The sequence below is a fragment of the Sulfurimonas sp. genome (assembly GCF_029027405.1).
Taxonomy (GTDB): Bacteria; Campylobacterota; Campylobacteria; order Campylobacterales; family Sulfurimonadaceae; genus Sulfurimonas.
The window spans coordinates 2,699,597-2,722,835 of sequence record NZ_CP093396.1; the positions used below are offsets into that span (position 1 = coordinate 2,699,597).

Consider the following 23,239-nt stretch of genomic DNA (forward strand, 5'->3'; position numbering starts at 1 on the left):
TAAGATAAAATCTATATAATTTATTAGTAGGTGAATTATGAGATTAGTAAAATTACAAAAAATATTAAAAAAGACTGATTTAGGTCTTAGTGGTAAGAATGGTACTGAAATATTACTTGACAAGGATATGAGAAAGTATTTCACTTATATCTCTAAAGGAAGTACAGTAATTTTTACAAAATTAAATAATTTACAACAAATTGATTTAATTAAAAGAGAAGAAGCAAATGATAAATTTACGGGAAGATCTCTTAAAAAATATTTTGATGAAAATAATACACAAGAAGGTGACATACTTGAATTATATATAATTGTTAAGGATGCAAAACCCATTGAATTATACATAAATATATTACACACAAATTTACTTATTTTTAAAAAGCATAAAATTAATAATGAATATATTTCACTATCTGATACAAAATTAGATAGCTATTTAAATCAAAGTAATATACCTAATATAAAAATAGAAAAAGCTTCTACTTTAAAAACTAGAACAGATTCAAAATTTTTAACACAGCATTATACTTTTAATACTAGTTATGATTTTTGTATTATTGATACTCATAATGGTACAGTGAGTGAATTGGTATATACGAGTATGATTACAGAAAAGAATATTACAGATAAAGAAGAAAGTGAGATATCAATCTCGATGTTAAATGATATTTTTACAGAGTCTATTTTTCTTACAAATGCACACAATAAAAGTAGTAAACAAAGATATAAACTAATTGAAGCAAACTTTAAACCTAAAGCTAGACTTTTATTACAATTAGGAGATCAATTAATTCGTAATGAAAAAATTGCTTTATCTGAAATTATTAAAAATTCATATGATGCTTGTGCTAAAAAAGTAAAAGTCATAATGAATGATATAGACGATATAACAAAAGGTGAAATTATTATTTATGATGATGGTTTTGGAATGGATATTGATACAATTAATAATGTATGGATGGAACCAGGAACTAATAATAAAGATTCTAAAAATGATAAAACTTTTAATAGTACATGTAATCGCAGACCAATTGGAGAAAAAGGAATAGGTAGATTTGGAGTACATAAGTTAGGAAACCATATAGAACTTATTAGTAAAAAGGAAGATAAAAATGAAGTATGTTTTAAAATTAATTGGAATGATTTTAATGATAATGATTATTTGTCTGATAAGCTAATTACGTTAAAAGAACAAAAAACATCATTTTTTATAAATCAAGATATTGGAACATATATACGAATTACGGATTTACGAAAAGCATGGACAAAAAAAGATTTTAGAGAGTTATATCGTTCTGCTTTTTCTCTAACTTCTCCTTTTGAAACAAAAGATGATTTTTATATTGATGTAGACACTAACCTTTCTGATTGGAAGGAAGGACTATTATCTTTGGATAAAGTCAAGCAGTATGGTTTATGGTATTTTGAATGTACTGCAAATGGATTTAGAAATGAAAATGGTGAGCAACTAAGTAAAATTACAAAGTTTAAGTATAAATTTCAACCATATAAATATATGGATAAGGCAGTGATAAGAGAAGTCTCTGAAGAAGATGACTACATTAAAATAAATCCATTTTTAAAAAGAGAGATTGATAAGGATAAACAAAAGAAAGATATTGATAAATTTGAATTTATACCATTTGAAGGGATAGGCGAAATTGTAATAAAAGGGTATATATTTGATTTTGATAAAGATACTTTAGACTTAAGTGATATTTCTGACAGAAAAGGTTTAAAAGATTTTGTCAGACAAAATGGAGGGGTAAGAGTTTATCGTGATGGAATGAGAATTTATGATTATGGAGAAGAAGGAAATGATTGGCTTGGAATGGATGCAAGTAGAATAAATGCACCTACATCTAAAATAGCAAATAGAAATATTATTGCATCTATTAATTTAAAAGGTAAAAGTAGTAAAGGCTTGAAGGAAAAGACGAACAGAGAAGGTTTCATAGAAGATGAAACTTATTATAATTTCAAAGATATTACTGCCAATATTATTAATAAAGTAAATTTCTTGAAAAATGAGGATAAAGATAAATTTAGAAGACTCTATGCTAAAGAAAAAGATAGCACAAAAGATACCTTAGCAATTATTGAAAAAACTAAAACTAAAATAAATAAGTATATAGTAGAGGAAGATAGAAAAATTGAGGTAATTAATCTTATAGAAAAAATTGAAGTTAACTACAATAGTGTTAAAGATATTGTCTTAAAAAGTTCTGGTGCGGGGCTGGCATATAGTTTAGTAATGCATGAAGTTGAAAAAATGGTAGATAGCCTAAAAAATACAGTAACAGCCAAAAAAGAGTTTGAATCAATTCATGAACTTGTATTGCATCTTAGTAAATCAATAGAAAGTATCTCCTCCTTATTGAATAATGATAAAATAGATAATATTTCCTTAACTAAATTATTTATTAAAGCTATTGTATTTTTTAGAAGAAGATTAAAAAAACACAATATAGAATTAGTCATAAGATTTGATGATAAAAAAGATATATTTACAAAATGTTTAAATAATTTAACTGTCAATGCTATTATGAATTTAATTGATAATTCTGCATACTGGTTAAAGTATAATTATAAAATATTAGAAAGCACAAAGATTCTTGTTGATATTATAGAAAAAGAACATTCAATAGAGTTAATAGTATCTGATACAGGTCTTGGTTTTGCTATATCCGATGATACTGCAAAATTGCCATTTAAGACAACAAAACAAGAAGGTATGGGTAAAGGATTAGGATTATATTTTGTAGATCAAATAATGGAGCAAAATGGTGGTGTTTTTAAAATAATTACAAATAAAGAGTATAAATCTGATATATTAAAACTTCCAAATGAATTTATAAATGGAGCCACTGTTGCTCTAGAATTTCCAAAGGTAAAAAATGAACTTAGTAAGTAATACAAAGACAATTATATTTGATGATGATCCGAAAGAAATTAAAAATTTAAGAGATGCTCTTGATAAGTTATTAATTCAAAGTATTTATGTAAATTTTGGAGATCCTGAATTAGATGAACGAACGGATGCTGATAAGCTAACAAATGTACGCTTTATATTTGCAGATATATTATTAGGAACAAAAAAAGAATCAAATTCCGCAATCGCAGTAGAACCTGTAATTAGTTCCATAATTAACAATGTATCAAAAGATAATGGAATATTTATTTTAATCTTATGGTCAAAAGATATTGTAGAACATAAAACTGAATTAACTAGAGCATTAAGAGAAGATGAAAATTATAAATTTATAGAAATTACTCATATTGAAAAAAATGATTATATAGAAAAAGAGGGTAACCCTCCAGTAAAGACTATTGATGATTTAATAGAAATTATAAAAGAAAAACTAAAAGATGAAAAATATTTTACTTTATTAAGGGAATGGGAAAGTGATACTCAAAAATCAACATCGCAGGTATTTAACTTGTTCTTTGATACGGAAGATAGAACTAGAGATTATATTAATGGAGCAATTAAATCAGTAATCTCTGGGAAAGAAGAACCTACAATATTAGATAAGAAAAAAGCTTTATGGACATCAATGAATAGCATAATGTCAGATACAATCGAAAAGAGCATAGGCAGCGATGAAGGAACTAATCAATTAAATAATGATGTATTAGAAGGTCTAGATTTAAAAATATTAGATAAAGATAATATAAGTAGTTTAAATAGTAAACTTCTTTTTGAGATACCAACATCTGACGATGTAAAGCTTTATCCAGGTAATATTTTTTGTTTTACTAGTTATCTTTCCTTATGTGATAAATTAAAAGAAAAAGTATGTGGGTATGAAGATTATAATACTTACTTTAGTGATGATATTTTTGAATATAGTAAAAAAAATACATGTATGACTAAAAATAGTGGTGAAGAATCTGATATATTCCAAGTAAGAGTAAAAGATAAATTATTAGAAAATATGAAACCAATTTTATTAGAATTTACACCTTATTGTGACTATTCTAATGATAAAATTAGAAAATCAAGATTAATTTTTGGTTATTTAGTACCATCTGACAATAAGTGTATTAAAAATGCCGACTATTTATATAAAAGTCCATTTTCATTTGTGTATAATGAAATCAGCTATATTTTAGTACTTAGCTTACGACATATATTTGGAGTTAATCCTGAAATATTAAATGACTTTACCTTACTTTTTAGAGCAAGAAAAGAGTTGGTAAATGATATTCAGCATACTATTGCACATCATATCTCAAGGGTTGGAGTTAGTAGTTTATAATTATTTACATATACTTTTATAAATCCTCACAAATCCTTTGTGGATACTAAAATGACACCCAATTATTCCAGCAACACTTTTTTGAGTAATATTAGTACCAATGTTTTTTAAATATCTAATAGCTTGAATAACCTCAAATTCACTTATTTCTCTTCCAACAGTATTATGCATTGGTATTTGTTTATCTATCATTTGAATATACCAAAATGGAGCCTCTTTAAGCCCATGTAAAAAATCTCTATGAGTAAGGTGATTATCTTTCGTAAATTTCACTAAATTATGAGGATAGTTCTTAAATAGATGATAAACCATTGAGCTCAAAAAGAAGTCTTTATAGATAGGTCCACACTTTTTCGAATTGTAATGGTTGAGTTTTTTGCATAGTTGTTTATAATCTTCTTGCATAGGATAGCCATCTAAAACAAGTTTATTTCTCCTATCTAACAAGTATTGTAGTCTTGTATAGGATTGAAATACCCATAAAGAGAGGACCTTTTTGCTATTAATTGTAAAGTAGCCATTCACTAACCCATCTTCAAACCAATTTATAGCTTCTAAGCCATAGAAATATTTTATAGGTATTTTATGTGGCTTTGTAAGTCTTAAGTCTCGTCCACACCTACTGCAGTATACGATGCTTTGTTCTGATGTTATTTTTGTTAATCTTATTCTCTCATAGCACTTTCCGCATCTATCAACTAAAAATATTTTGTGTTTTGGACAAGCGTTGTAGAATCTGTATCGCCATTGCTTTCTAAAATATGGAACTTTATCTTCAGCTAAGCATTTAGGACAAAACATTAACCCATGATGTGTGCGTTTATCTACTAGCTTTCTTATTTGTTGTGGAGGATAAAGACAATCATTACAAGAAAATAAGTATCCCTCTTCGCTTCTAAGTGACATATGTCGTATAGTTTTTATGTCTAGTCCACTTTTAAAAGTGAGTTGTTTAAATAGTTTTTCATCGTATCTAAAGTCAATGTCTGTTCGAGCAAGTGCAGTGCCATCATGCTTTATATATGATGATATAAATAAAGAGAGTGTCTGTCCATGTTCTAGTGCAGTTCTAGTAAGCCATGAGCTTAATAGCTCATCCTTTTGAGGTTTTAAAATTATGTGAACCGGATAATCTTTTACCCAATCTTTATTTCTCACATAGTTAGATTTTTTATTCATCTCATTTAAAGTGTTGGCAAGTACTCTATGTCTTCAACAATAATTTTTTCACGACCTGATTTAATAGCTTTAACAGAAGCTTTCTTTAGTAGATTGACAGTTCTTCCTATCAAACCTTCAGATTGATAATATAACGCATTGATTATTTCAGGAGTTTGAGCCATGTTTGAGGCTTCTTTTAAAGGCAAGCAAGTCTCATAGGTAGCCACAAATGATCTAAACTTTTTGCCATTACTCCATCGTGGGAGCTCAATAGATGGAAATCTTGAATCTGTCTCGCTTCCAATTGATAGAGCAGAGTGAGCTTCTCTTGTTCCAGCTAAAACGATAGTAAGAGATAATTTATTACTAAGCTGCTTTAAATCATTTATAAAAGTTCTCTGCTTTGTTAGGTTCCCGGTTAAGGCACTATGTATCTCGTCAATTAAAATCATCCTAGTATTTAGTTTACCTAGATAGTGTTCAGCAAGTCTGGCTTTTTCTAAAACTTTTTCAGTTGGTTTATGAGGTACACATAGTTCATCTAAAATATAACTGTATAAATCACTCTCATTTGGTTTGCTAGGTGCTTGAAAATATATTATGGGTATCTCATAAACTATGTTACCATCTTCATTTACTTTATCAAGTGTAGTTTTATGGATATCGTAAAATTTTCTTAAAATAGCAGTCTTTCCATTATTTGAATCACCATATATAAGCAGACCCTCGTGTCTCATTTGAGGCGGGTCATTAAATTTATCTTCTAGTAGCTCTATGAGTGTCATAGCCGCACCATATCCAATCCATAAGTCTCGCTTACAGTACTCTATTCTCTCTTCTGTACTTTTTTCTAAGTATTCCTTTGTCTCAGTTGTTAATCTTCTATTGGACATATTTTTCCTTAATCCATTGGGTAGTATTCAAACCCATCTTCATCATCTTCAAATTTATCAATACTATTGTTGGACAAATTGATTACATCACTTTTTATACTCGGTAAGATTTGTTGTTCCTCTTCAAGTGTTTTCTGCATATGTTTTTTTGAGCTCATTGCTCTTCGTACAGACTTCTTTTCTCGTTTGGATTTTTCTGCATATTCATACAATCTGTTATAGGCACTGAAAATATCATGAGATTCTATTTCTCTGCCAGTTATTGTTTTTTTAGCTTCAGATATTGATTTTCTAAGCTCTTTTAGATTTATAGCAGGTCTTTTTATATCACTGTATGGAACGACAATGTAATCATTGATATCCTCATCATAAATATATATCTTACTAATGTCTCTGGGGTCTCTTCGGCAGATAACTTTTTTTGTATCAACATCTTTGTAGAATCTCTTATAGCTTGCGGGTACTATCCATTTTCTAAGTGTTTCGGAGAAGTAAGTAATGTAGTCAATTGTTATACCACTTTTTTGAACTGTACGCTCCATAGCGGGAAGTAGTGACATTCTTAGTTTTAAGGTGTTTGCCGGAACAGTTGGTAAAAATGGTATACTGCCGCCTACACCAAACATACCTTGATAAAGTTTTTCTTCTGGTGTCATTCCTATGGAGCTATGCTCTACTTTATGATAAATATTCACAACAAAGTCTGTGTACCATTGTTCAAGTTCATCTATAGTCATGGCAGCTTCTTTTTGAGAATCATAAGTGCCTTTGTCAAAAATATTAGAAAATGTAGCTCCTGGAAGAAGGTGTACATTTTGCATTGCTGTCTTGATTACCCTTTCGATGTGACCACCAAATTCCGGGCGAGCAACTGGTCTATAAATATCAGTAATTCTATACTCTTGACAAAACTTTTGAAGACTTATACTCCTAAATTCTTTTGCATTATCAACATGCACTGCTCTTGGTAAACCATAAACTGGCCATTCTCCATCCACATTTTGATTTTTCAAAACATCATCTTTTGGCAATATGGCATTGAGTAAGCATTGACCTACGCTAAAATAGCTAGGTGCTTCCAAAGATATATAAAACCCATATATCATTCTGCTGTATACATCAATGGCTACAGTTATGAATGGTCTGCCAATTTCTTGTCTAGTCTTTTCATCAACTATAATTACATCCATTTTTGTATGATCTATTTGAATAACATCAAGTGGCATTTTTACATCTGGAAATTTACCAGGTGTACCCCTTGTATCTCTAATGCTTGCGCCTTTTCTATGTTTTGCTATAAGTTTTGGATTTATATCTTTAATTCTATTTCTAATAGTGTTGATATTTGGGGCTTTTAAATTTAGGTTATTACATTTTTCTATTATCGTCATGTAGATAAATGAAAGGGGATATTGCTGTTTGTTTAAATACAAATCCTCTAAAACAACTTCAATGATTACATTTACAGATTCATTTAAACGGCTCTTGCCTTTTGCACCACAGTTCTCATATGATGAACTGAGAGAACTAACTGTCCCAATTGTTTCAAATTTATCTAACCATCTATATATAGTAGCTACACCTTTTTTATGTTGCTTCGCAACTTTAGCTACATCTTTTGTCGTTCTTCTTGCAATTTTTAATAAAGGTTCAATTATCAAATATTTATTTAATGCTTCTTTGAACTCTTCATCATTTGTATCAACAAGTTGTTTAGTTAGTATTGATGCGTTTTTAGGTTCTTTAATAATTTCACTAACTTTTATAATTTTTTCTGAATAGGGAGCATCCATTTGTTTAGCAAGTATCTCATCAAGTGATGAATATCCCTTAATAATATAGCTCTTGTCTTCAAATACAATTTTAGAATCGATATCAATTTTAACTATGCTCAATTTACTACCTTCACTTTAGAATTCATATCTATTTGTGATAAATGTAAATCTGTACTTAATTGTTTGTCAGCAACCAATCCCCAAATAGCATTTGAAATAATAAGAAATTCAGATGGACTCTCACTTATTTGTTCAGCTATATCTCTTGCAGTAAGCTTTTTGTCTTTAAGTAGTATCTTTATATTTTCATCATAACTTTTTTCTCTATCTTGCGTTATATATCTATATAGAAAGTCAAGATTGGATATATAATCATCTGAATAGTCTTCCTCTGTAAAAATAATAAAATCTAAATCTAATTCATCTGTCGTTTGTCTAATGGCTTTAAACTTTTTTTCAAAATATTCTTTCTCTTTTTCAAGTTCACTTGTATATTTGACTTCTACTAGGGTGTCTCGCAATATTGAGCTATCTACTCTTTTTATAAAACAGTCAGCACTATATGTTTTTTTTCTACCATCTAATACTATTTTTATCTGTGGTTGCTCTTGGTAAGTTAAAACATCATCATCAAACTCAAGCATAAGAAAAAAAGTCTTCTCCAGTTTAGATTCGAAGCCAATAGAGATATCATTTTTAACACTTGGGAAGTAACCGGTTATTGAGCGATAGTTCTTTTTAAGTTTTCGTTGAGTGAATTTCATCGTATTAGAACTCATATTTTATTTTTACTAGTATTATAGCATATCAAAATGCAGTAATGTAATATCATACTTTAATAAAATATTATCATTCTTGATTAGAGATATAAATTTAATACTATATTGCTGTTTAATATCTTTAATAGTACAATCCTCGAAAAATAAAGCGATACAATGAAAAATAATGAATATCAAACTTTAATAGATATGACAATTGGAGTGGTAACTTAAATTCATACTATTTATAATAGACTTCTTGCAAAACTCATTTTATACTAACCTCAAAGCCAGACTCAATTTAAAAGATGGCTGTACCATAAGGGTAGGCATCGCGCTCTTTTTACTTACATAAATTATAAAAAAGTTTTTTCAAGGGATGTTGTTTTTTCTAAAGATAGAATGAAGTTAAAATTATAACAGAGAAGAAAACTCTGCTATAAAAATGAAAACTATTTTTTATCGCCACACTTACCAGCGCCACATTTCATTGCCTTTTTAGAAGCTTTTTTTTCGCCACCACACTTCCCAGAACCACATTTCATTGCTTTTTTACCTGAACATTTACAAGTATCACCCTTGCATTTGTCACCACATTTACAATCTTTTGCGCCACAATTCTTAGATACTTTTTTATCATCTTTACAACTTGTACAATTTTTGCCAGCTTTGTCCATCATTGCACTGCCACATTTACCTGCACCACATTTCATACCTGCACTAGCATTAGTTGCTCCAAAGCCTAATAATAACATTGCTCCTAAAAGTAATGCTGCTAAGTTTAATTTTTTCATATTCTTTCCTTTGATTTATTTAAAATGATTGTATCATAAACAAAGCAAAGATTTATGTGATATTTGTTACATACCTTAGTGTTTAACAAATTTCTATTTTTAATCTTGATAGCTTAACAATATTGTTATTTTCAAAACCTTTTAATATTCTACTTATAACTTCACGAGAAGTCCCTATGATATCCCCTAACTCTTCATGTGAGATATGAACTATTTTTTCATCTTGCTCAAAGTAATAAAGCAATACACTTTATCCATTTTCATGCTGACGAACAACACGAACACGCCCATTAGTTAAAAACAATATAGTAGAGCAGATATCTCCTTAAGCATAAAGTTGCATTCCGGATGGTACTTTCATAAAAATAATCCTTATGTAATAAATGCTTTATTAATGTATAATACTAAAAATATATTAAAGGCTCTATCATCAGCTTAGACACTTCAAACCTAACTAAACAGTTTAGCACTTTTTACACAACTAACAAATTTGATAACCTAGAAAGAGCCTTAGAACTCTTTAGTGTTTTTGGTGGGGAAGCATGGGGAGAGATGGAAATTAGTACACCAACATTTGAACTTATCAAAAAACTTATCTTAGATGATTACACTTATATTCGTAATGATATAAGTGATACCACCACAGGGATGCCTCTTTTTCACTCTATCTTAAGCGGTATAGCTTTAGGAGATGGAAGAACACACTCTGCTTTTAAAAAAGCAAATATAACTAACGAAGTTGGTATAAAAGCTATAACTGAACTTTGTGAAATGGAAGTTATAAGACTAGAACCATCTAAAAAAGAGTTTACAACTTGGGCAGATGACTATAAAATCTCAGATAAACTTCTTTTTAACACACCCTTTATGCGTTTTTGGTTTGCTTTTGTATCGCCTATTTTTAAAGGCATAAAAGAGGGAGATTATAAAGAAGTTCAAAAAAGGTTTGAAAATAAACAAGCTGATTTTGTAAGTTTTATGTTTGAGCAACTATCTTTAGAGCTAGTAAAACTTGAATTTAAAAATGACCCAATTGTTGAGAGTGGAAGTTACTGGGATAAAGATGTAGAGATAGACCTCTATGCCAAAACAAAATCTGGAAAAATCGTAGTCGGTTCATGTAGATACTCAAATTCTAAAGTCAAAAAAAGTGAACTTACAAAACTTCAAGAAAAATGTGAAGTAGCAAAAATCAAAGCTGATATATTTGTTATATCTTCAAAAAAAGGTTTTTCTAGCGAACTTAAAGCACTAAAGGGAGATAATTTAAAACTCTTTACTCTCAAAAACTTAATAAAATTGGTTTGATTATGAAAGAAAAAGTTTTACTTCTACATGGTTGGGGAGGAAGTGATTTTCCTCATTGGCAAAGTTGGCTTGCTGGGGAGTTAGCTAAAGATTATGGTAAGGTTAGCTTTTTAAAATTCTCAAACTTTGATTTTCCAAATAAAAATGATTGGAAAAACGAGTTAATCAAAGAACTTGACGATTTTAAACCAGATATAGTAATTTGTCACTCTTTAGCAAATACTTTATGGTTTCATCTATGTAATGAGGAAAATATAAAAAGCGTTAAACAGCTTTTTTTAGTTGCTCCACCTAGCTTAAACTCTAAAATAGATGAAGTAAACAGCTTCTTTCCTGTAACTATTCCTAAAAATCTAAATGCAGATGAAGCACTACTTATTTGCTCCACTAATGACCCATATATGACTTTAGATGAAGCAAAAAGTTTACAAAAAGAACTAAAGGTAGAGATGCATGTAGTAAAAGATGCAGGACATATTAATGCTGATAGTGGTTTTGGTAAATGGCCATGGATGCTTCAAATACTACAAGACAACTAAACTGTGCTATAATTTAAGTAGCTAAATTAAAGGAGATATCATGAATGTTACTCAATATCCATTTCAATCTCCTTCACCAAGCCAGTTTCAAGTTGGAAAACCAGATACTAATTCTCAAGAAAGTAAATCTACCTCAACAGATGACTCTAAAGCTCTGCAATCAAGTCAAGTAAAAGAAGTTAAGCCAGTTACTGATTCTGAACACACCTTAGACATATATGTTTAAACCAACTCTATATTTTCTTAGATCTTCTGAGAATAAAATCGCAACAGATATGCTCTATTATGCAATGCGACTCGATACAGTAGATAAAAAAGTTCAAGCTTTTCCAAAGCTAGATATATACTACAAATTTTACGGTTTATCAAGTAAAGATTTAGGTCTATATGCACTTGATAATCATACTATCGCTGGAGCAGTCTGGATTAGACAACTTAAAGAAGAAGATAATGCAAATGCTTTTATAGATGCTAATACTCCTGTTTTACAAATCGCTGTAAAACCTGAATTTAGAAACAAAGGTATAGGTTTTGCAATGATGGAACAATTTTTCATAGAAGCTGCCGCTAGTTTTGAGCAAATAAGTCTCAGTGTACTAAAAGACTCCAAGGCTATAATCTTTTATGAAAGACTTGGATTTACAAAAGTTGAAGGCTCAAATGCAACTAGTCCGATTGACAAAAAACCTGTTTTTACAATGCTTAAAAAATTGGTTAGAAAAGAGATACTTAGACCAAGTGATGGCTATGACCCTAGAAAATGGATGGATTAAAAAGCACTCCTTAGCTCATAAAACCTGGATATACTTTTTTAATGATAAAGTAGATTTTACAACCAACACAGTAACCAAATAGAACTTCTAAAGATGTACAAACCAACAATGCTCCTGCAGTTAAATAAAGAGCAAAATCAAAACCTACAAATCCTTCTACTATAAGCATTATAGAAAAAAGTAAGCCAAATTGTGCAGCTAACCTTTTTGATCCAGCATCTGTCATATCTGAGTCTAATTTTAATATTTTTTTTACAAAACGAGAGAGTTGAAAAATTAGACTATAAGGTTTATGCCAATAAATGCGGATATAAAAGTCTATCACTAAAAAAATAAGTAAAAATATTTGCGAAGTGAAAAGATATGCAACAACCACAAGCGAAACAAAGAAAGCTCCTATTCTAACAATAGTTCCATCTATCTCTCTAAATGCTATTGGGCATGATGTATCCATCTAAAAACCTTTTTTTCGTATTATATCCCTTATTGTTAGAATTAAAACTTTTTCTTATAAATTATGCTAAAATCATTAAAAAACTCTTAGGATTTATATGCAAAGGCGTAATTTTTTAAAACTATCCCTAGTTGCTTCTTCACTGCTTCTTTCATCATCTGCATTAGCTAGCTTGACTTCTCAACCTATAACTTCTCAAAGAGTTTCAAAGATTGCATTCCCTGAAAAAAAACCTCTTATTACTTACTCTGACAGACCTCCAATCTTAGAAACACCTATTGATTTTTTTACAAAAGCCATCACTCCTAATGATGAGTTTTTTGTTCGATGGCATATGCCTCGTATTCCAACACATAAAAATATTGATATGTACCGAATAAAAGTAGATGGCTTTGTTCAAAATCCTCTTTATCTATCCATAAAAAACTTAAAACAAAACTATGAACAAGTAGAAATAACTGCTGTTTTACAATGTGGGGGAAATTCGAGATCAGCATTTTCACCAATAACTGGTGGCATCCAGTGGGGAAATGGTGCTATGGGTTGTGCAAAATTTAAAGGTGTTAGATTAAATGATATTTTAAAAGATGCAAAAATGCATAAAGGGGCAAGCTGGGTAGGCTTAAATGGTGATGACAAAGCAGCTTTTCACAAAACTGCAAACTTTGTAAGAGAGTTAAAACTTGATGAGATAGAAAATGATGTCATTATTGCTTATGAAATGAACGATGAAGACTTACCTTTTTTGAACGGTTACCCTGTTCGTCTTATCATACCAGGAAATTATGCAGATAGTTGGGTAAAGATGCTAAGTAATATAACTATCTCAAAAGAATACAAAGAGATGTTTTATATGGATAAAGCTTACCGTATCCCAGATAATGAGTGCGAATGTGAAAGCCCCGATGCTATAGTTGTAAAAACTAAAGCAATACAAAAGATGAATGTGAAGTCAATTATTGCTTATCCAAACTCTGGAGATACTTTTAAAAGAAATTCTAACATTAAACTAAAAGGTGTTGCCTTTGATAGTGGTAGTGGTATTAAAGATGTTAAAATCTCTATTGATAGTGGAAAAACATGGCACAAAGCAGAACTAGAAAAAGAACTCTCTTCTCACGCTTTTAGAGCTTTTAGTTTTGCCTTTAGGGTAAAACATAAAGGAAAACTAACATTAATGGCAAAAGCTATTAACAATCTTGGAGAGGCTCAACCTTTTTCTAAAGATATTGCTTGGAATCATGGTGGATATAGATATAACGGAATCGATAGTACTACTATTGAAGTGGTATAAATACAAATGAAAATATTATTATTAACATTATTAACTTTTATGAGTTTATCAGCAGAATATACTAAAGATATAAAACTACCTAATATTACCTTTGTTATGGCAAAAGATAAAAACTTTACAGCTATGCAAAGAAATTGTCAATGGTGCCACTCTTATGGTTATATCTTAAATCAAGGTAATCAATCACGAAAATTTTGGAATGGTGTTGTTGTCAAAATGAGAGATGTTTATAAAGCCCCGATAACTGATAAAGATGAAAAAATAATTACAGAATATTTATTTAAACACTATGGAAAGTAGATTAAGTATAAGTTTATTATCCAATCATATAAGTATTTCTACCATCTTTTTTAGCAGCGTACATAGCATTATCTACTCTTCTGAAAAGTGTCTCCTCTCCATCACCTTCTATGTAGATGCTAAGACCAAAAGAAGCTGTCAGCTTAGGTACAGGAGTAAAAGATGTTTTTGCTATAACTTTTTGAAGTTTTTTAGTCAATCTTTCTAAATCTTTTACACTTACATGATTAGCAATAATTACAAATTCTTCTCCTCCCCATCTAGCTACAAAATCATCTTCTCTAACATTTTTTGAAAGTATAGATGCAAACTTTTTTAAGACACTATCACCAACTGCATGCCCATAGTTGTCATTTACAAGTTTAAAATAGTCTATATCTACAAGTATTATGCCAAATTTTTCTTTATATCTTGAAGCACTTTTTAATTTCAAACCTATTCTTTTTATATATTCTGCTCTATTATGAACTTCAGTCAATAAATCATAGGTAGAAGTATGCTCTAGCTCTTTTGTTGTAACCTTTATGAGGTGTGTTAATGCTTTTTTAACAACATCATATTTTTGTGTAGGGACATTATTTAGAGTTCTTTTTTTTATTTTTGATGTTTCAGAAAGAGTTAAAAAGGTGGTTGTTATATTTAAGATTTCTGCTATGTTTGAGGAGTGAAAGTACTCTCCATAAGTAAAGAAACCAACTGTAGGTGCTAAAGACTCTAGTATATTCATCTCATCTTCAAGCTTATCTCCCATCAAGAATTTTCTTGCAGAACATGAGTAAACAAAAATAGATTCAGCAGGCATCTGATTATAGTAACTAAAATATTTAGCCGTATCATTAATAACATCTTCCATATTACCTATACTAAACCTTACAACATCTCCTTGTTCAAAATTTCCTGCAAATACCAAAGCATTATCTTCTGTTTTAGCAACAGCACCTCTTGCTATTAGAAGTTTATCTCTTTTTATTATTAGTGGAAAGTCTAAAGATGAAAATAGAAGATCATCTACAATATCTCTTCCAAGATATTTTTTATATATTTCAACGACTGGGGTATTATCTAATTCATATAATATATTCCCATCTACTTTGGTAACTATCATATCTTTACCAATTGGTGTCCAATTTAGAAGGTACTCATTATTTACAATTAAGTCATCTGAACTTAAACTAGCTATTACACAAGCATCATCACTTTGCGTTTGTTCGTCAAATATATAAGTTTTCTTAAACTCTAAGTTATCCCCTGCTCGACCACCAGCTATTATGATTTCAGGTTTTAAAAGAGATATTTTTTTAAGTAATCTCTCCGCATCACTCTTTAGTCCATCGCTAAAAATGATTAACACCTTTGTGTTATCCATAATTAAATCATCTTTAATATTACTTATTCTAAAACTTCCGTCTAGTTTATAAAACTTTGACTTTACAGTTGTGCTATCAAAGACACTAATAGAGATGAGTGTAGTTTTATTATGGATTTTATGTTTATATATTTCACCACTTGTTGTAGTACCAATAATGTGAGAATGAGGAAGCATCTTTTTAAGTAAATAGGATATTTTTAAACTATGTTTTTCGTCAATGATTCCAGTAAAAACTTGGATTAATATATTTTCATAATCAACTATTTTATTAGATTCAACAAAAAAATTTAAAGATTTTTCATTTTCAAACTGGATATTAAAACTTTTCATATAAGTATTATGCCATGATTTATCTAAATTTGATGAATTTATGTGTAGAATACGAAATGATTCAACTAACAAATATTTCAAAAAACTACGCAAAACAAGAACTTTTTAACAACCTGAACTTTAAAGTTAATTCTGGCAACCGCATCGGACTAGTAGGAAGAAACGGAAGTGGAAAATCAACGATTTTTAAACTTATTTTAGGTGAAGAAAGTGCAGATGCTGGTGATCTTTTCATCCCAAAAAACTACAAAATTGGTACTTTAAAACAGCATCTTACCTTTAGTAAGAAATCACTAAGAGAAGAAGCTACTTTAGCTTTGAGTGAAGAGATGCAATATGATGTTTATAGAGTTGAGAAAATTCTTTTTGGTTTGGGCTTTGTTCAAGATGACTTAGACAAAGACCCTCTTTCTTTTTCTGGTGGTTATCAGATTCGCATAAATTTAGCAAAACTTTTAGTAACACAACCTAACCTTTTACTTTTAGATGAGCCGACCAACTACCTTGATATTGTTTCACTAAGATGGTTAAAAACTTTTTTAAGAACTTTTGAGGGCGAAGTTATCATCATAACTCACAATCGGGAGTTTATGGATGATGTAACAACTCACACAATGGGTATAGTACGAAAATCTGTCAAACTTCTTCAAGGTAATACTTACAAGTTTTATGAGCAGTTACAAGCAAATGATGAACTCCATAGCAAACAAAAAGTATCTCAAGATAAAAAGGTAAAAGAATTAGAAGAATTTATAGCAAAAAATAAAGCTCGTGCATCTACGGCATCACTTGCTCAATCAAAAGTCAAACAATTAGAAAAGATGGATTTGCTTGATGATTTAAATTTTGATAATTCTCTTGAGTTTAACTTCAATTTTAAAGATACACCAGCAAAAGTTTTACTTGATGTAAAAAATTTAAGTTTTGGTTATTCAACTGATAAAATATTATTTAAAGATATATCTTTTAACTTGCAAAAGGGTGAATGCCTTGGAATAATAGGTAAAAATGGAAAAGGAAAATCAACTCTACTAAATACTATTGCAAAAGAGTTAAATCAGATGACTGGCAAAATAAATTACCACACAACTACATCTTTTGCTCACTTTGGTCAAACAAATATTGCTCATCTAAGTGATAAAAATAGTGTTATTGATGAGATTTATGTAGGAAATCCTAAACTGAGTGAAGCAAGTGTAAGAAGCATCTGTGGGGCTATGATGTTTAGTGGAGATAGTGCAAAGAAAAAAATCTCACTTCTTTCAGGTGGAGAAAAAAGTCGTGTAATGTTAGGTCAAATCTTAGCAAAAAATGTAAACTTACTCTTTCTTGATGAACCTACAAACCATCTCGATATGGAATCTATTGAAGCATTAACCCTAGCTATAAAAACATTTAAAGGCTCTGTTGTTATTGTTACTCACTCTGAAGAACTACTAAAAAGAGTTTGTGATAGACTCATTATCTTTTCAAAAGATGGCGCAGAGTATTTTGATGGTGGATATGAGCTATTTTTAGAAAAAATTGGTTGGGATGAAGAAAGTCAAGAGCAAACAAAAACAAAAAAAGCTCCAAAAACAAACCATAAAGAAAACAAAAAACTTAGAGCAGAGTTGGTTAGACAAAGAAACTCAAAAACTTCTCCACTTAAGAAAAAAGTACAAAAACTTGAAGATAAAATAATGCAAGTTGAAGAACTTTTAGAACTCCATCATAATGAGCTAATAGAACTTTCAAACTCTGGAGATAGCGCAAGTTTAATGGAACTTTCAAAAAAAGTTTCAGCAGAAGAAACCGAAATTGAAGAATTATTCGAAGAATTTGAAGTTGAACAAACTAAATTAGATGAGTTAATCCTAGAGTTTGAACAACAAATATCAAACTTAGACTAAAAGCTCTTTTATATCAGCCTCTATACTTGCTGGTGTAGTTGGAGACGCGTATCTTTTTAGAACTTTTCCATTAGCATCTACTAAAAATTTTGTAAAATTCCATTTGATTTTTTCACTCCACAAAAGCCCTTTTTGTTCTTTTCTTAAGAACTTATAAAGAGGTATGGCATCATCTCCATTTACCTTGATTTTCTCAAACATATCAAAATTTATTTGATGAGTATTTTTACAAAACTTTGCAATTTCTTCATTTCCTTCACTTTCTTGTTGTCCAAATTCATTTGATGGGAAACCTAAAACCATAAAACCCTTCTTTTTATAAGTTTTATAAAGCTTCTCTAAACCCTCATATTGCGGTGTCATGCCACAAGTACTTGCAACATTTACGATAAGTAAAACCTTACCCTTATACCTAGACATAGAAATCTCTTTACCATTAATCATCTTTACTTTGTACTTATATATACTCAATCTTTACTCCTAATTTTTACAATACCCAAACAGAGAATTTTTTATTTTTTATTTTACCACGGTTTAGTTTCTCATGTGCTTCATCTATAAGTTTACTCTCTATTGCAACATAACTTTGTCTTTCATAGATATCTATTTTACCAATTGAGCTACCTTTTAATCCAGCATCCCCCGTTAAAGCACCAAGAATATCACCTGCGCGAACTTTGTCTTTTTTACCACCCTCAATAACAAGTGTAATGTATTGAGGTTTCATCTCAAATCCATTTACTCTTTTTAAGTCTAAAGCATCTTCAAAGAGTCTTGTTTCATCTTTATATTCCTCAATATTTTCTATCTCGTAAGAAGAAAAAAGAGTAAAAGCCAAACCATCTTTACCTGCTCTACCAGTTCTTCCGATGCGATGTGTATAAGTTTCTGTTTGATGTGGCAAATCATAATTTACAACCATTGAAAGCTCTTTTATATCTAAACCACGAGCTGCCACATCAGTGGCTACTAATATTGGACAACTTTTGTTTGAGAACTGAACAAGAACATCATTTCGCTCATACTGTTCTAGCTCTCCATGGATTGCTAAGGCATCTATCTTTTGTTTTTGTAAGTTCTCGGCTAACTCTTTTGCTTGAATTTTTGTATTTGTAAAAACTATGACATTTTGAGGTTTAAAATTACTAAATATGTTTATAAGTATCTCTAGTTTTTTAGCATCTGAAGATTCATAAAATCGCTCAATAATATTGTTTCGTTTCTCAGTAGAGACAGTTTTTACACTCACCGCTTCATGCTGAAGAGTTTTACTAACCTGCATGATTTCATCTGTATAAGTAGCTGAAAAGAGCAGTGTTTGTTTTCTCTTTTTACAAAAAAGCAATACCTCATCAATCTCTTCTTTAAAACCCATATCTAACATTCTATCTGCTTCATCAAGAACAAGAATTTCTAAATCTTCTAAACTAAGTGTTTCTTTTTTTAGATGTTTTAAAATTCTTCCTGGTGTTCCAACTATGATATGTGCTCCATGCTCCAATGAACCAAGTTGTGGGCCAAAAGCACTTCCTCCACAAAGTGTTAAGACTTTAACATTGTGAGTGGCACGAGCCAATAACCTAAGTTCTTTTGCTACTTGGTCTGCTAACTCTCTTGTAGGACAAAGTACCAGTGACTGAACTCTAAACTTTTTAACTTTTAGTTTACTAAGAAGACCTATACCAAAAGCAGCTGTTTTACCAGAACCTGTTTTTGCCTCGGCAATAACATCCTTTCCGTCTAATATAAATGGAAGAGATTGTTCCTGAACAGCTGTCATTTCTTTATAACCTATCTCACCCAGATTATGAAGCATCTCTTTTGATAAAGGGAGTGAAGAAAACTTCAATATATTTCCTTAACTCTACCAACTTCACCACTCATAAGGCGTACCTTAATACCATGCGGATGAGATGCAGATGAAGTTAAAATATCTCGTACTATCCCATCTGTCAAAAGCCCACTTGCTTGGTCTTGTTTTAAAACTATTGCCACGCTTTTACCATGTTTTATATTTGTCCGTTTTGTGCCGTTCATCAGTAGCCTTTTATATCATTTCTTTTTCAAATTTATTAACATTTTCTATACTTTTAATAATAATTTTTTTAATCACTATTGGCTCTATTTCATATTTTTTAGAAAAATTTTCTAATGCAAGTATATCAAACTCTTCTATAGCTATAACTAAAGTATAGATATCACTTAGCAGGCAATCATTAAACCTGAGTAAGACATCGACTACCTCTTCACTTACATGAATTTCTCTTAAGATTTTCTCTAACTCCACGCCAAAAAGCGTATCAAGAAGAGAGAGAACACCTATAAAATATGCTTCACCTAGTATATTACTTCCAACATCTGGTTTTACAGCTATTAAAATATTTTCCATCAACTCAGTTCTACTTTTTACCATTAACATCAAAGGAGAATGTTTAGCATCTTTACTTACTGATTTTGAGTAAATCATAAGCATTAACCATTTAGCTAAAGGCTGTCTTCCCATCAGTGTTAAAACATGATGAATGCTTGATATTCTCTTTTTAAAATGAAACATTGCAGAATTCATATAGCGTAGAAGCTGAATTGTAATTTCATAATTTTTTTCAAATTCACTTGTTATTTCATCTATATTTGTATCATTTATCAAAAGATTATATAGTTTTAAGACATTAGCTTGAAAAGGCTCAAATTTTGCATTTTCTATAATTTTTGGTTTTGCAAAAAAGTAACCTTGAAAAAAATCACAACCTATACTTTTAGCTAATTCATACTTTTCATTATTCTCTATTTTAGAGCCTATTATTTTTATTTTATTGAGTCTCAATTCATCTATCATGGTTTTTAAATCATCATCAATATTTTCATTTAGATTAATTTTAATGTACGATAATTCTTTAAATATAGGGGAGAAATTTTTCATCTTATTAGCATCTAGACTTATATCGTTTATTGCTAGTTTATACCCTTTAGCTTGAAGCTGTTGGACTCTTTCTACAATTCTTTCGTTTACTTCAATATTTTCAAAGATACTAAATATAAAAAAATCTTTAGGAATATCAAAAATAATATCATGAAGAAGAAAATTTTTACCTATTTTGATGAAAGCACTATGACCACCAAGCAAAGGTGCAGTTCCAAATTTATTTAAAATACTGCTTATAACTGAAGCACTTGCAAAACGGTCATCGCTAAAATTACTCTCTTTTGTACCATCTCTATATAAAATTTCATAAGCAGATAGTTTACCTAAGTTATCTAAAATTGGTTGACGCCCTATATAAACACTTTTCATATTTTCCCTCAATTTTATTCTTTAAATTTTTTAAATTTTTTTATAATTATACCTTATTTACAAACTGATACATCATTATAGATGCCGCTACTCCTACATTAAAACTTTTAACATCTTCACTCATTTCTATGCTTACAATTTCATCACATATTTCTAAGACTTCTTTAGATATTCCTTTCCCCTCATGCCCCATTAAAATCACCCATTTTTTACTAGGCTTTACACTTGAAAGCTTTATGGCATCTAGACTCACTTCCGCTGCATATATTCTATAACCATCTTTTTTTAAATCTTTTATTGTTACAAATATATCTTCATATCTATTTATCTTTAGTCTAGATGCGTAACCCATGGAGACTCTTAAAGCCCGTCTTGCAAATGGATGTGGTGATTGTTTTGGAATTAAGTATGAACTAACTCCAAACCCTGCCGCACTTCTAGCAATAGAACCCACATTTTCACTTGAAGTTATATTATCAAGCATTATGATTTGCTCACCCAACTCACTAAGAGAACTCTCTGGAGGACGAACACCATGAAGCATACAATTATGATGAATTTTATGCCCAACTATACTTTGCATCTGCTCTTTTGAAGCGACATAAAGTTTATCAATATCTTTTTGTAAAATCAACTCGTTAAACTCATCATAATACTTACTAGTGGCTAAAATACTTTTAACTTTTATGTCAGTTTGTAAAAGTATATTCACAACTTTTGGGGAGTCTGCTATAAAGCTATTATCGCTTGTAAATGCTTTATCCCTAAGCTGATGATATATTTGTAATTCTTCTATATTTATCGTATCAATTTTAATCAATTTCATATTTGATATAATAACACAAACAATAAAAAATATGGACAAATCATGAAATACTCACTATACTTTAGAATCTGGCATTGGCTTCATGCTTTTATTATTTTGGGACTTCTAGCAACTGTTTTTTTGCGTAAAACTTTTTTGAGTTGGAGAACTAACTCTGAAATACTATTAAATAAATTAGCAGAAATAGATATAGAAATAACAGCAAGTCAAGCAAAAGTTTTAGCAAAAGCTGTTCGTGCCGGTATGTGGGAGTGGCATATTATTTTTGGTTATACTCTTGTTGTTTTGATTGCTTTTAGAATCTACCTAATGTTTAAAGACACTTCAAATAGAGAAAGCTTTTTTGATTTAACTTTGCATAAAAAAGCAGTTTTTCTATCTTACTTTTTTATCTATGGAACTCTTATTTTTATGAGTATAAGCGGTTTTATCATCTATTTTTATCAAGCCTTAGGACTTCTAAAAACTACCGCTCACGATATAAAAGAGATTCATGAGTTAGTATTTCAAGTCATTATGTATTTTGTGCCTCTACATATAATAGGCGTTATTATTGCTGAGAATAGAGATGAAAAAGGATTGACCTCTAGTATGCTTCATGGAAAAGAACTTTAAACTTTATCTATTCTAAACCAACCTGCGATTGAGTATCTTTTTCTCTTTGCTGGTAGGACTTCATGCGGAAATTTCTCACTCATAAAGACTATGAGTGTGTTAGCATCTGGTTTTACTTTTGCTAAAAAATTATCATCTTCATCATAAACAACAAGCTCTCCACCGTCATTGTCAGTCCAATCTTCATTTAGATAGTAAACTGTTGTTACAACACGATTTTTAGAGTTTTTAAAAGAGTCTAGATGCTTCTCATAAAACGCGCCCTTATCATAGATAGCGAAGTGACTTTCATAATAAGATAGTCCAAGATACAACTCTTTGTTTAGATACTCTTGTAGTCCAGATGCAAAATCTAAAAAACTAGCTTGAGCATCTGCACTTCTGCTTAACCAATGAATCTTATCTCTTCGTCTATTGCTATCTAGATGCAAATCTCCCAAACCAGAAATACCTGCTCTTTTAAAGTCTTGCTCATTTTTTGCTTCATTTAAAAGAGCTGAGGGGAGTTTTTTTTCAAGAGCATCTGTAATAACTACATAACCATCATTTACAAGAGCATCTGTGATCTGTTCATATTGTTTTTGATACATGGGAAGTATTTTAA

General features: G+C 30.1%; 24 protein-coding genes. 10 read left to right on the forward strand and 14 right to left on the reverse strand.

What is annotated here, in order from left to right:
- The first annotated feature begins 37 nt into the window (after window positions 1–37).
- Both MOV42_RS13280 and MOV42_RS13285 read left to right on the forward strand, forming a co-directional pair.
- Window positions 38–2,914 (forward strand): sensor histidine kinase, encoded by a 2,877-nt coding sequence (locus tag MOV42_RS13280; RefSeq protein WP_324171647.1) that lies wholly within the window; start codon window positions 38–40, stop codon window positions 2,912–2,914.
- On the forward strand, window positions 2,898–4,262 hold the full coding sequence (locus tag MOV42_RS13285) for a hypothetical protein (RefSeq protein ID WP_324171648.1): 1,365 nt from the start codon (window positions 2,898–2,900) through the stop codon (window positions 4,260–4,262). The genes MOV42_RS13280 and MOV42_RS13285 overlap by 17 nt, the downstream gene beginning before the upstream one ends.
- On the opposite strand, the gene MOV42_RS13290 is transcribed toward MOV42_RS13285, so the two are convergent.
- From MOV42_RS13290 to MOV42_RS13315, 6 genes are all read right to left on the reverse strand, one after another.
- Window positions 4,263–5,420, reverse strand: a complete 1,158-nt coding sequence (locus MOV42_RS13290; protein WP_324171649.1) for a TniQ family protein — start codon at window positions 5,418–5,420, stop codon at window positions 4,263–4,265.
- A 26-nt stretch (window positions 5,421–5,446) separates the two neighbouring features.
- Entirely contained in the window at window positions 5,447–6,316 is an 870-nt protein-coding gene (locus MOV42_RS13295; RefSeq protein WP_324171650.1) for a TniB family NTP-binding protein, read from the reverse strand.
- A gap of 8 nt (window positions 6,317–6,324) precedes the next feature.
- Window positions 6,325–8,211 carry a Mu transposase C-terminal domain-containing protein gene (locus tag MOV42_RS13300; protein ID WP_324171651.1) on the reverse strand — a complete coding sequence of 629 codons (1,887 nt, stop codon included), beginning with the start codon at window positions 8,209–8,211 and terminating at the stop codon, window positions 6,325–6,327.
- The gene (locus MOV42_RS13305; RefSeq protein WP_324171652.1) at window positions 8,208–8,870 is read right to left on the reverse strand and encodes a TnsA endonuclease N-terminal domain-containing protein; all 663 of its coding nucleotides are present in this window, start codon (window positions 8,868–8,870) and stop codon (window positions 8,208–8,210) included. Before MOV42_RS13305 ends, MOV42_RS13300 begins: the two co-directional genes overlap by 4 nt.
- A gap of 431 nt (window positions 8,871–9,301) precedes the next feature.
- Entirely contained in the window at window positions 9,302–9,643 is a 342-nt protein-coding gene (locus MOV42_RS13310; RefSeq protein WP_324171653.1) for a hypothetical protein, read from the reverse strand.
- Window positions 9,644–9,725: 82 nt separating this feature from the next.
- The gene (locus MOV42_RS13315; RefSeq protein WP_324171654.1) at window positions 9,726–9,887 is read right to left on the reverse strand and encodes a helix-turn-helix domain-containing protein; all 162 of its coding nucleotides are present in this window, start codon (window positions 9,885–9,887) and stop codon (window positions 9,726–9,728) included.
- Between the two features lie 308 nt (window positions 9,888–10,195).
- On the opposite strand from MOV42_RS13315, the gene MOV42_RS13320 reads away from it, so the two are divergent.
- Genes MOV42_RS13320 through MOV42_RS13335 form a run of 4 tightly spaced genes read left to right on the forward strand, consistent with a single transcriptional unit; the run spans window position 10,196 to window position 12,263 of the window.
- Window positions 10,196–10,951 (forward strand): DUF234 domain-containing protein, encoded by a 756-nt coding sequence (locus MOV42_RS13320; RefSeq protein WP_324171655.1) that lies wholly within the window; start codon window positions 10,196–10,198, stop codon window positions 10,949–10,951.
- A 2-nt stretch (window positions 10,952–10,953) separates the two neighbouring features.
- On the forward strand, window positions 10,954–11,490 hold the full coding sequence (locus tag MOV42_RS13325; protein WP_324171656.1) for an RBBP9/YdeN family alpha/beta hydrolase: 537 nt from the start codon (window positions 10,954–10,956) through the stop codon (window positions 11,488–11,490).
- A 40-nt stretch (window positions 11,491–11,530) separates the two neighbouring features.
- Window positions 11,531–11,716 (forward strand): hypothetical protein, encoded by a 186-nt coding sequence (locus MOV42_RS13330; RefSeq protein ID WP_324171657.1) that lies wholly within the window; start codon window positions 11,531–11,533, stop codon window positions 11,714–11,716.
- Between the two features lie 49 nt (window positions 11,717–11,765).
- On the forward strand, window positions 11,766–12,263 hold the full coding sequence (locus tag MOV42_RS13335) for a GNAT family N-acetyltransferase (RefSeq protein ID WP_324171658.1): 498 nt from the start codon (window positions 11,766–11,768) through the stop codon (window positions 12,261–12,263).
- Window positions 12,264–12,273: 10 nt separating this feature from the next.
- On the opposite strand, the gene MOV42_RS13340 is transcribed toward MOV42_RS13335, so the two are convergent.
- Window positions 12,274–12,717 (reverse strand): DUF4395 domain-containing protein, encoded by a 444-nt coding sequence (locus tag MOV42_RS13340; RefSeq protein WP_324171659.1) that lies wholly within the window; start codon window positions 12,715–12,717, stop codon window positions 12,274–12,276.
- Window positions 12,718–12,814: 97 nt separating this feature from the next.
- Here MOV42_RS13340 and MOV42_RS13345 point away from each other — a divergent pair, with 97 nt between their 5' ends.
- The gene (locus MOV42_RS13345) at window positions 12,815–14,011 is read left to right on the forward strand and encodes a molybdopterin-dependent oxidoreductase (protein WP_324171660.1); all 1,197 of its coding nucleotides are present in this window, start codon (window positions 12,815–12,817) and stop codon (window positions 14,009–14,011) included.
- 6 nt (window positions 14,012–14,017) lie between these two features.
- Window positions 14,018–14,311 carry a sulfite:cytochrome C oxidoreductase subunit B gene (locus MOV42_RS13350; protein WP_324171661.1) on the forward strand — a complete coding sequence of 98 codons (294 nt, stop codon included), beginning with the start codon at window positions 14,018–14,020 and terminating at the stop codon, window positions 14,309–14,311.
- A gap of 16 nt (window positions 14,312–14,327) precedes the next feature.
- Here MOV42_RS13350 and MOV42_RS13355 read toward each other — a convergent pair whose 3' ends face one another.
- Entirely contained in the window at window positions 14,328–16,010 is a 1,683-nt protein-coding gene (locus MOV42_RS13355) for a diguanylate cyclase (RefSeq protein WP_324171662.1), read from the reverse strand.
- A gap of 56 nt (window positions 16,011–16,066) precedes the next feature.
- Between MOV42_RS13355 and MOV42_RS13360 the strand changes: the two genes are divergently transcribed.
- Window positions 16,067–17,902 carry an ABC-F family ATP-binding cassette domain-containing protein gene (locus MOV42_RS13360; protein WP_324171663.1) on the forward strand — a complete coding sequence of 612 codons (1,836 nt, stop codon included), beginning with the start codon at window positions 16,067–16,069 and terminating at the stop codon, window positions 17,900–17,902.
- Here the strand turns inward: MOV42_RS13360 and MOV42_RS13365 are convergent.
- The 5 genes from MOV42_RS13365 to MOV42_RS13385 are packed head-to-tail and all read right to left on the reverse strand — an operon-like array spanning window position 17,894 to window position 22,020.
- Window positions 17,894–18,373 (reverse strand): glutathione peroxidase, encoded by a 480-nt coding sequence (locus MOV42_RS13365; RefSeq protein WP_324171664.1) that lies wholly within the window; start codon window positions 18,371–18,373, stop codon window positions 17,894–17,896. The two genes, MOV42_RS13360 and MOV42_RS13365, sit on opposite strands and share 9 nt — an antisense overlap.
- A 16-nt stretch (window positions 18,374–18,389) precedes the next feature.
- Window positions 18,390–19,751: an ATP-dependent RNA helicase DbpA gene (gene dbpA, locus MOV42_RS13370; RefSeq protein WP_324171665.1), complete on the reverse strand. Its 1,362-nt coding sequence runs from the start codon at window positions 19,749–19,751 to the stop codon at window positions 18,390–18,392.
- Window positions 19,748–19,939: a YwbE family protein gene (locus MOV42_RS13375; protein WP_324171666.1), complete on the reverse strand. Its 192-nt coding sequence runs from the start codon at window positions 19,937–19,939 to the stop codon at window positions 19,748–19,750. The genes dbpA and MOV42_RS13375 overlap by 4 nt, the downstream gene beginning before the upstream one ends.
- Window positions 19,940–19,949: 10 nt before the next feature.
- Window positions 19,950–21,194 (reverse strand): EAL and HDOD domain-containing protein, encoded by a 1,245-nt coding sequence (locus MOV42_RS13380; RefSeq protein WP_324171667.1) that lies wholly within the window; start codon window positions 21,192–21,194, stop codon window positions 19,950–19,952.
- A gap of 46 nt (window positions 21,195–21,240) precedes the next feature.
- Complete coding sequence (locus MOV42_RS13385; RefSeq protein ID WP_324171668.1) at window positions 21,241–22,020, reverse strand: RNA methyltransferase; 780 nt, start codon at window positions 22,018–22,020, stop codon at window positions 21,241–21,243.
- Window positions 22,021–22,062: 42 nt separating this feature from the next.
- On the opposite strand from MOV42_RS13385, the gene MOV42_RS13390 reads away from it, so the two are divergent.
- The gene (locus MOV42_RS13390; protein WP_324171669.1) at window positions 22,063–22,635 is read left to right on the forward strand and encodes a cytochrome b/b6 domain-containing protein; all 573 of its coding nucleotides are present in this window, start codon (window positions 22,063–22,065) and stop codon (window positions 22,633–22,635) included.
- Here MOV42_RS13390 and MOV42_RS13395 read toward each other — a convergent pair.
- Entirely contained in the window at window positions 22,632–23,225 is a 594-nt protein-coding gene (locus MOV42_RS13395; protein WP_324171670.1) for a 2OG-Fe(II) oxygenase, read from the reverse strand. The two genes, MOV42_RS13390 and MOV42_RS13395, sit on opposite strands and share 4 nt — an antisense overlap.
- Between the last annotated feature and the right edge of the window lie 14 nt (window positions 23,226–23,239).